Source organism: Saccharopolyspora sp. NPDC050389 (assembly GCF_040655595.1).
In the GTDB taxonomy this organism is placed as follows: Bacteria; Actinomycetota; Actinomycetes; order Mycobacteriales; family Pseudonocardiaceae; genus Saccharopolyspora.
In genome coordinates, this window is record NZ_JBFAKG010000045.1 from 1 (window position 1) to 8756 (window position 8756).

Here is an 8756-nt window from a genome sequence, read left to right on the forward strand (position 1 = left end):
TTTTTGTCCGCGGTGGTGGGGGGGCTGTTTTTATTTGGGGTCTTTTACCCCCCCCAAAAGACTCACGGCCCCGTACCTGCAGGAACGTTGCTCCGGGTTCCGCGAGTCGGAAGGTTGGTGCTTCGGGTCAGTCCTGCTCGACGGCCGCCAGGGCGCGCTCGACGCGCTCGCGGGCTCCCGCGAGGTGGCGTTCGCAGACCGCCGCCAGGGCTTCGCCCCGCTCCCACAGCGCCAGCGAGTCCTCCAGCGAGAGGCCGCCGGCCTCCAGCTGCTTGACCACCTCGGCCAGCTGGTCGCGGGCCTGCTCGTAGCCGAGCTCGGCGACCTCGGGGTGTTCCGCCACCGGGTCGAAGTGCTCGTCCTGCTGATCGTTCGCCGTCACGGGGTCGGACTCTCCACGTTGTTCTGCACGGACACCACCGCGGTGGCGATCGCCTGGTCGTAGCCGACGAACGCCTCGGCGAACTCGGCACCGTCTCCCTCGCGCACCGCGTCGTTGATGCGCAACTGCGCCTCCGCGACCCTACGTCGGTGCGCCGAAGCGGCCCACCACCCGGCCCCCACATACCCGGAGGTGGCCTCGGCGAGCGCGCGCAGGCGCAACGGCAGGTCCTTGCGCTCGGCGGACTGGCAGCCGCCCAGCAGCGCGGCCCAGCAGCCGGCCGCCGCGGCGTCGGCCGCCTCGGCGCAGCGGCGCACCTCGCCTGCCCGGTTCCGCAGCAGCGCTGAGCCGTCGGCCGCCGACCTCGCGACGCCAACGGTCAGTGGGAGGAACGATGGTTCCTGCTTCGGGTGCACGTTCTCAGTCCTGTTCAACCTGCTCGGTCCGGTACGACTGCCTGGATCGCTCCGTCAACGACCCGCACCCGCAGACGAGTTCCCGGCGGCGCCTCCTCGACCGACCGGAGGACGCCGTCGACGCCGTCCTCGACGCGCTGCACGATTGCGTATCCACGAGCCAGCGTGGCCGCCGGGCCCAAGGTCGTCAAGCGAGATCGGGTGGCGGTCAACGCGTGTCGTTCGGTGTTCAGCGCGGTCGTCATCGCGCGGCGGGAGCGGTCGCGCAGTGCCTCGACCTGTTCGGCGCGCCGTTCCAGCGGCCCGAACGGGTCGGCCAGCACCGGGCGGCTGCGCAGTGCGTCGAGCAGCCGGCGCTCCCGGTCGACCCAGCCGTGCAGCGCGCGGCGGGCGCGGTCGCGCAGCTGGTGGATCCGCTGCGTCTCCTCGGCGACGTCGGGCACCACCCGCTTGCCCGCGCCGGTCGGCGTCGAGCAGCGCACGTCGGCGACGTGGTCCACCAGCGGCGAGTCCGGTTCGTGCCCGATGGCGCTGACCACCGGCGTGCGGCAGGCGGAGACCGCGCGGCACAGCGTCTCATCGGAGAACGGCAGCAGGTCTTCGACGCTGCCGCCGCCGCGCGCCAGCACGATCACGTCGACCTCCGGCATCCGGTCCAGCTCCTGCAGCGCCGTCAAGATCTGCGGCACCGCGGTCGAACCCTGCACGGCGACGTTGCGGACCTCGAACTGCACCGCGGGCCAGCGCAGCTGCGCGTTGGTCAGCACGTCGTGCTCGGCGGCCGAGGCGCGGCCGGTGATCAGCCCGACCCGGTTCGGCAGAAACGGCAGCGGCCGCTTGCGCGCCGGGTCGAACAGGCCCTCCGCCTTCAGCAGTTGGCGGAGTCGTTCGATGCGCGCCAGCAGTTCGCCGATGCCGACCGCGCGGATCTCGTCGACCCGCAGGCTCAGCGTGCCCCGGCCGACGAAGAACGTCGGCTTGCCGTGCACCACGACCCGGCTGCCGTCGGTCAGCGGCGGCTCCATCTTGCGCAGCATCGCTGCGGCGCAGGTCAGCGTCAGCGAAACGTCGGCGGACGGGTCGCGCAGCGTCAGGAACGCGGTGGCCGCGCCGGGGCGCAGCGAGATCTGGGTGATCTGGCCTTCCACCCAGATCGTGCCGAGCCGGTTGATCCAGTCGGCGATCTTCCGCGCCACGGTCCGTACCGGCCAGGGCTCCTCGGGACTGGTCGGGGAACTCAGCGTCACTCCTCGGTGTTCCCGGCCGCGGGGCCGGGGCTGGCAGTCTCAGTCGAGACTGCCCGGGTTTTCTCGGGTCACTGGTTGCGCAGGCGGTCTAGGCGGTTCTGGAGCATGCGGACGAACTCCGACCGCTGACCGTGCCGCTGCTCGTAGGCCAGCAGTTCGGCCAGCTCGGCCTCGGAGAACGAGCGAAGCCGGCCCCGCAGCTGCGGCAGCGTCAGGTGATCGTAGTCGGGCAGCACCGACAGGTCCTCGGACAGCACCTCCGGCTCCGCCGGCTCGTCCTCGTCGAACGTCGCCCAGGCGGGCTGCTCCTCCGGGGTGCGCAGGCCGGCGAGGGCCTCGTCGCCCTTGATCGCCAGCTCGGTGATCTGCTGCTGGATCCGCATCGACGCCTGCAGTGCCTGGCTGGCCACGGTGACCGGCAGGCCGAGCAGGGTGGCCGGCAGCTGGCGGGCCTGCTCGACGGCGGTGGCAGCGAGCCCGGCGGCGATCCGCACCGGCAGGGGGAACGATGACATGCGCCCAGCCTGCCGCACTCCGGCTCGCGAAGCCATCGCCTCGCCGCACGACTGTGATCTGGAGCGGGCGGGCGACTGGGGGCTTTTGACCTTCTGCCTTGAAGCCGCTCGGCTCACCTGCGCCAGGCGGCGTCCGTGATTCCCGCAGGAGGCCGCCACCCACGCCGCCGGGCGAAGTGAGTCAGGCGACAGGTTCTGAGCACGCCGGGCCCGGTCCGTACCCTTGGCGGTATGACGACCTCGCCCGAGGCCACTGACCTCGTTGACCAGGACGCCCGGCCGGCCAAGCGGGTCCTGCTGGCCAAACCGCGTGGGTACTGCGCAGGTGTTGACCGCGCGGTGATCACCGTCGAGAAGGCCCTGGAGACCTACGGCGCGCCGATCTACGTGCGCAAGGAGATCGTGCACAACCGGCACGTGGTGGACACGCTGTCCGAGCGCGGCGTGATCTTCGTGGACGAGACCGACGAGGTGCCGGAGGGCGCGCTCGTGGTGTTCTCCGCACACGGCGTGTCCCCGGCGGTGCACGCGGAGGCCGCGCAGCGGAACCTGCGCACCATCGACGCGACGTGCCCGCTGGTCACCAAGGTGCACAAGGAAGTCAACCGGTTCGCCCGCGAGGACTACGACATCCTGCTGATCGGCCACGAGGGGCACGAGGAGGTCGAGGGCACCGCGGGCGAGGCCCCGGACCGCGTGCAGCTGGTCGACAAGGCGGAGGACGTCGACAAGGTCGAGATCCGCGACCCGAGCAAGGTGGTGTGGCTGTCGCAGACCACGCTCAGCGTGGACGAGACGATGGAGCGGGTGGACCAGCTCAAGGAGCGGTTCCCGGATCTGCAGGCGCCGCCGAGCGACGACATCTGCTACGCGACCTCCAACCGGCAGTACGCGGTGAAGGCGATGGCGCCGGAGTGCGACCTGGTGATCGTCGTCGGCTCGCAGAACTCCTCGAACTCCAAGCGCCTGGTCGAGGTGGCGCTGCAGGCGGGCGCGTCCGACTCGCACCTGGTGGACTTCGCGAGCCAGATCGACGAAGCCTGGCTGGACGGCGTCACCACCGTGGGCGTGACCAGCGGCGCGTCGGTGCCGGACGTGCTGGTGCTGCAGGTGCTGGACTACCTGGCCGAGCGCGGCTGGGGCCAGGTGGAAGAGGTCACCACGGCCAACGAGAAGATCAGCTTCGCGCTGCCGCGAGAACTCCGCAAGGACCTCGACGACAACCCGGACAAGCCCAAGGGCGTCCGCTGAGCGAGTAACGAAAAAGGGGCATCCGTGCAACGCGGATGCCCCTTTTTCTACGCTCGCCTCACCCGAACTGCTCGTCCCGCCGCGGCCGACGGGGTCGCCGGGGCGGCTCCCCCTGCGGCGGCTCCGCCGCTCGCGGCCGCCCGGGCGTCTGCCGCGGGGCTGCGCCCCGCCGCGGCGGCACCGCGCGGCCGTCTCGTTCCGGCCGCGGTTCGGCTCCGCGCGCCCTGCCGGGCGCGTCGCCTCGTGCTCTGCCGGGCGCATCGCCGCTGCGCGGCCGCCCGGGGGTTTGGGATCGCCCGCGTTCCGCTTGGGCTCGCTGCGGGCGTGCTGCGTCGTCGGCGCGGGGCTTCCTGGTGCGTTCGCGCTCTTCAGGCCGCCGCTTCTTGGCTTCTTCGGCCGGCTTCTTGCGGGGCGGCGCGACTGGGCGGCGCTTCTTGGTCGCCGCGTCGCTGTCCGCGATTTCGGGGCGGGACCGGGCTTTCTGAGTAACGAACATGCGGATCAGACCGATGCCCAGGGAGACGATGGTGGCGCCTGCCATGATCGGGAAGCTGCTGATCAGCGGTCGGGCGATGGCGAGCGCTTTGGCGGTGAAGCCGGCGCCTGCGGTCACCCCGTTGCCGGTGATCAGCACCAGCAGCGGCATGACGATGGTGAGCACGAGCGGCGGTTGGACCATCGGTCCGAACACGCTCCGGCGTTTGACCAGCAGCACGGCCAGCACGCAGCCGACGAAGAAGCATGCCTTGAACAGGATGTCGGGCTGCTTCCAGATCAGGATGTCGAGGACGGTTCCGACCGCGGTCGGGACGGCAGCCAGCAGCACGGCTCCCCACAGCGGCACGCCCGTTGCTCCGAATGCGGAGCGCGCCGACCAGTGGGAGGCGCCGTCGCTGGGGGGTGGGGCGCTCTGGCTATCGCGGATCGCGGTCACGAGTCCCAACGGTAACGGTCCAGTACCCCGGGCCGAGAGCCCTCTTCCGGAACTTGCGGGTTACCGCACGCTGGGTTACCGGCAAATCCGACAACGTGACCGCCACGTGATGTCGGTGCAGCCGAATGGATGCCCTGTCACTTGGCCGGGTGTGTGAACCTTGACACAGATAGCGTGACCATTTTAGCGTCCGGGCAATCGTTTTCTCACGATTCGCGAGCGGCGTGACGGGGGTGCTATGAGCACGGCGCCACCGCTGGTCGAGATGACCGGCATCACCAAACGTTATGGGGGTGTGCTGGCGTGTGATGGCGTGGATCTGGAGGTCCGCGCCGGCGAGGTGCACGCGCTGCTGGGGGAGAACGGCGCGGGCAAGAGCACGCTGATGAAGGTGCTCTCGGGCGACGTCGCCGATCACGCTGGGTCGATCTCGATCGAGGGCCGGTCGATGCAGTTCGGCAAGCCGGCCGACGCGCAGCACGCCGGGATCGCGATGATCCACCAGGAGCTCGACCTGGTGCCCGGGTTGAGCGTCGCCGAGAACCTCTACCTCGGCCGCGAGCTGCGCAACCGGTTCGGCGTGGTGGACCGCCGGAAGATGGCCGTGCGCACCAGGGAGCTGCTGCGGCGCACCGGCATCGACCTGGATCCGCTGCGGCCGGTCGGCGAGCTGCGCATCGGCGAGCAGCAGCTGGTGACCATCGCCCGCGCCCTGTCGCTGGACGCGAAGGTGCTGATCATGGACGAGCCGACGTCGGCGTTGTCCAGCACGGAGGTCGAGCGGCTGTTCGCGGTGATCGCCGAGCTGCGCCGCGGCGGCACCGGCATCGTCTACATCTCGCACCGGATGGACGAGATCGGCCAGGTCGCCGACCGCGCCACCGTGTTGCGCAACGGCCGCAAGGTCGCGGAGTTCGACGCGCGGAAGCTGACCGCGGAGCAGGCCGCCGAGGCGATGGTGGGCCGCTCGGTGCAGACGATGTTCCGCGCCGAGAGCGGCGCCGTCGGCGACGAGCTGCTGTCGGTGTCCGGGTTCGCCGTCCGCCCGCGCCGGCCGCGGGTGGGTCGCCGGGAACCCGACGGCATCGATCTGACCGTGCGCCGCGGGGAGATCGTCGGGCTGTGCGGGTTGCTCGGCTCAGGTCGCACCGAACTGCTGGAATCGCTGTTCGGGGCGGGGTCCTCCGGCACGTGGGAGGGGGCGGTGTCCCTCGACGGGCGCCCGGTGCGGCCGAGGGGTCCGCACCGCGCGTTGCGCGAGGGCATCGCCTTCGTGCCGGAGGACCGCAGGAGTTCCGGGCTGGTGCTCGAACATTCCGTGCTGGCCAACACGGTCCTCTCGGTGCTGGACCGGCTCGGCGTGGCCGGGCTCGTGCGCCGCCGCGCAGAGATGTCCGCCACCGAGCGCAGCGTGCAGCAGCTCAAGGTCAAGCTCGGCCGGATCCTCGACCCGGTGGGCACCCTTTCCGGTGGTAATCAGCAGAAGGTCGTCTTCGGCCGGATGTTGCTGACCGAACCGCGGTTGCTGCTGCTGGACGACCCGACGCGCGGCGTGGACATCGGCGCGAAGTCGGAGATCTACCAGCTGCTCGGCGAGATCGCCGGGCGCGGCATCGGGGTGCTGCTGGCGTCCTCGGAGCTGCCGGAACTGGTCGGCGTGTGCCACCGGGTGGTGGTGTTGCGCGCCGGCCGCAGCGTGGCGGAGTTCGACACCACCGAGATCGGTGAAGCGGAATTGCTGGCGGCGGCCATGGGCGAGAGCGTGGCGGCCGGCGGGGACGGACCGGTGGTCGGTACCGGGCGGCAGAGCACTGGGGGAGGAGCGCGGTGAGCAACCAGACGGAGGAACGGCCCGCGGAACCCGGTGCGGCGGCCGCCGCACCGAGGCGAGCGAGCGTCGTGGCGACGCTGTTCCGGTTCCAGAGCTTCTTCGGGCTGGTCGCGGTGTTCCTGGCGGCGGTGATCTTCTCGCCCCGCAACGACGGGCAGATCCTGTTCCTGACCAGCGACAACCTGTTCAACATCGTGCGCGCGGTGTCCGAGATCGGGATCATCGCGATCGGGCTGACCTTCGTGATCCTGATCGGCGGCATCGACCTGTCGGTCGGTTCGGTGCTCGGGTTGGCCGCGGTGGGTTCGGCCGTGCTGATGGTCGAGGACGGCTTCGGCGTCTGGGTCGCGGTCGCTCTGGTGCTGCTCGCGGGCATCGTCTTCGGCCTGCTGCAGGGCACCGCCGTCGCGTTGCTCGGCGTGCAGGCCTTCATCGTCACCTTGGCGGGCCTGCAGATCGCGCGCGGCCTGGCGCGCATGTGGTCCGGCGGCGAGACGGTGCAGATCTCCTACGGCGACGGGCCCGGCCAGGCGCCGATGCTGTTCTCCCTGCTCGGGGAGCGCACCTTCGGCGGTGTGGTGCCGATTCCGGCGCTGATCTTCGCGGTGGTGGCCGTCGTCGCGATCCTGTTCCTGCGCGGCAGCGCCTATTCCCGCCACCTCTACGCCATCGGCGGCAACGAGAAGGCCGCCCGGCTCTCCGGCGTGCCGGTGAACCGGGTCAAGATCATCGCCTTCGGCATCGCCGGGTTCTGCGCCGCGTTGGCCGGGATCGTGCACGCCGGCCAGCTCAACGCGGGCAGCCCGAACGACGGAATCGCCTACGAGCTCGACGGAATCGCCGCCGTGGTGGTCGGCGGCACCAGCCTGGCCGGTGGCAGGGGCTCGGTGATCGGCACCATCGCCGGCGCGCTGCTGCTCGGCATCCTGAACAACATCCTCAGCCTCAACAGCGTCAACACCGACCTGCAACTGCTGATCAAGGGCCTGGTGATCGTCGCGGCGGCGGCGTTGCAGCGCCTGCGACCGACGTCTTAGAAAACCTCGTCCGGGAGGAAGCACGATGCGCAAGACAACGAAGTCCTTGATCGCAGTCACGTGCGCCGCGGCCGCGCTCGCCGCCGCCGGTTGCGGAACGACCAGTGAGAACACCGGAAAGGTGCAGGCGCAGGATCCGACCCAGCACTGCAAGGGGCCGGACGGCAAATACACCATCGGCATGAGCCAGGCCAACCTCGCCGAGCCCTACCGGGTTCGGATGGACGACGACATCCGCAAGGCCGCCGAGAAGGTGCCGCAATTCGAGGTGCAGTTCTCCGACGCGGCCAAGGACAACTCCAAGCAGATCAGCGACGTGGAGAACTTCCTCACCAAGCAGGTCGACCTGCTGATGATCTCGCCGAACGAGGCCGCGCCGCTGACCGACGTGGTGAAGAAGGCCTACAACAAGGGAATTCCGGTCGTGGTGCTGGACCGGAAGGTCGACGGGGACGCCTACACCACCTACATCGGCGCGGACAACGTCCAGATCGGCCGGCAGGCGGGCGAGTACTTCAAGTCCACCCTGCTGCCGGAGGGCGGCAAGATCGTGCAGATCAAGGGCCTGTCCGGGTCGACCCCGGCCGCGGAGCGGGAACAGGGCTTCAAGGAAGGCATCCAGGGCTCGCAGATCGAGATCGCGGCCACCGCCGACGGCGAATGGGAGCGGTCGGTCGGGCAGCAGAAGATGGACGCGCTGCTCAAGGCGAACCCCGACATCAAGGCGGTCTACGCGCAGAACGATCCGATGGCCGAGGGCGCGTACCTGGCGGCCCAGGCGGCGGGCCGCAACGACCTGAAGTTCGTCGGCATCGACGGGCTGCCCATCCCGTCCGGCGGCATCAAGGCGGTCGAGGACGGCCGGCTGCAGGCCACCAACCTGTACCCGACCGGAGGCGCGGAAGCCGTCGATGCGGCCAAGAAGCTGCTGATCGACTGCCAGCCGGTGTCCAAGACGCAGACCCTGGAGACCGAGCTGGTCACCAAGGACAACGCCGCCGAGGTCTACGCCCGGCTGAACCAGAGCTGATCCCGCCGGTGTCGTGAGTGGTCGTGGTCGCCGGGGCGGCCACGCGCGGAAGATGATCGCGGCGCCGAGCGCGGACGCGGCGGGTACGAAGATGTCGCCTGAGTCGGTCAGGC

General features: G+C 70.3%; 9 protein-coding genes. 4 read left to right on the forward strand and 5 right to left on the reverse strand.

The genetic code is table 11. The annotated features are described in order from the left end of the window. Positions 1 to 127: 127 nt before the first annotated feature. From AB0I53_RS27105 to AB0I53_RS27120, 4 genes are all read right to left on the reverse strand, one after another. Positions 128 to 382, reverse strand: a complete 255-nt coding sequence (locus tag AB0I53_RS27105) for an exodeoxyribonuclease VII small subunit (RefSeq protein WP_165968036.1) — start codon at positions 380 to 382, stop codon at positions 128 to 130. Next, positions 379 to 798 (reverse strand): hypothetical protein, encoded by a 420-nt coding sequence (locus AB0I53_RS27110; RefSeq protein ID WP_358608578.1) that lies wholly within the window; start codon positions 796 to 798, stop codon positions 379 to 381. The genes AB0I53_RS27105 and AB0I53_RS27110 overlap by 4 nt, the downstream gene beginning before the upstream one ends. A 14-nt stretch (positions 799 to 812) precedes the next feature. Continuing rightward, positions 813 to 2039: an exodeoxyribonuclease VII large subunit gene (xseA, locus tag AB0I53_RS27115; RefSeq protein ID WP_358608785.1), complete on the reverse strand. Its 1227-nt coding sequence runs from the start codon at positions 2037 to 2039 to the stop codon at positions 813 to 815. 74 nt (positions 2040 to 2113) lie between these two features. After that, a complete protein-coding gene (locus AB0I53_RS27120; RefSeq protein WP_358608581.1) occupies positions 2114 to 2560 on the reverse strand; it encodes a lipid droplet-associated protein in 447 nt (148 codons plus the stop codon). 231 nt (positions 2561 to 2791) lie between these two features. On the opposite strand from AB0I53_RS27120, the gene AB0I53_RS27125 reads away from it, so the two are divergent. Next, complete coding sequence (locus AB0I53_RS27125) at positions 2792 to 3811, forward strand: 4-hydroxy-3-methylbut-2-enyl diphosphate reductase (RefSeq protein ID WP_358608584.1); 1020 nt, start codon at positions 2792 to 2794, stop codon at positions 3809 to 3811. Between the two features lie 58 nt (positions 3812 to 3869). Here the strand turns inward: AB0I53_RS27125 and AB0I53_RS27130 are convergent, their stop codons facing one another. Next, a complete protein-coding gene (locus tag AB0I53_RS27130) occupies positions 3870 to 4745 on the reverse strand; it encodes a DUF6542 domain-containing protein (protein WP_358608587.1) in 876 nt (291 codons plus the stop codon). Between the two features lie 238 nt (positions 4746 to 4983). Between AB0I53_RS27130 and AB0I53_RS27135 the strand changes: the two genes are divergently transcribed. From AB0I53_RS27135 to AB0I53_RS27145, 3 genes are read left to right on the forward strand one after another with little or no spacing between them, the layout of a single operon-like run. Beyond that, positions 4984 to 6576: a sugar ABC transporter ATP-binding protein gene (locus tag AB0I53_RS27135; RefSeq protein ID WP_358608590.1), complete on the forward strand. Its 1593-nt coding sequence runs from the start codon at positions 4984 to 4986 to the stop codon at positions 6574 to 6576. Next, positions 6573 to 7613: an ABC transporter permease gene (locus AB0I53_RS27140; protein WP_358608593.1), complete on the forward strand. Its 1041-nt coding sequence runs from the start codon at positions 6573 to 6575 to the stop codon at positions 7611 to 7613. The genes AB0I53_RS27135 and AB0I53_RS27140 overlap by 4 nt, the downstream gene beginning before the upstream one ends. Before the next feature lie 25 nt (positions 7614 to 7638). Further along, a complete protein-coding gene (locus AB0I53_RS27145) occupies positions 7639 to 8643 on the forward strand; it encodes a substrate-binding domain-containing protein (RefSeq protein ID WP_358608596.1) in 1005 nt (334 codons plus the stop codon). Positions 8644 to 8756: the final 113 nt, after the last annotated feature.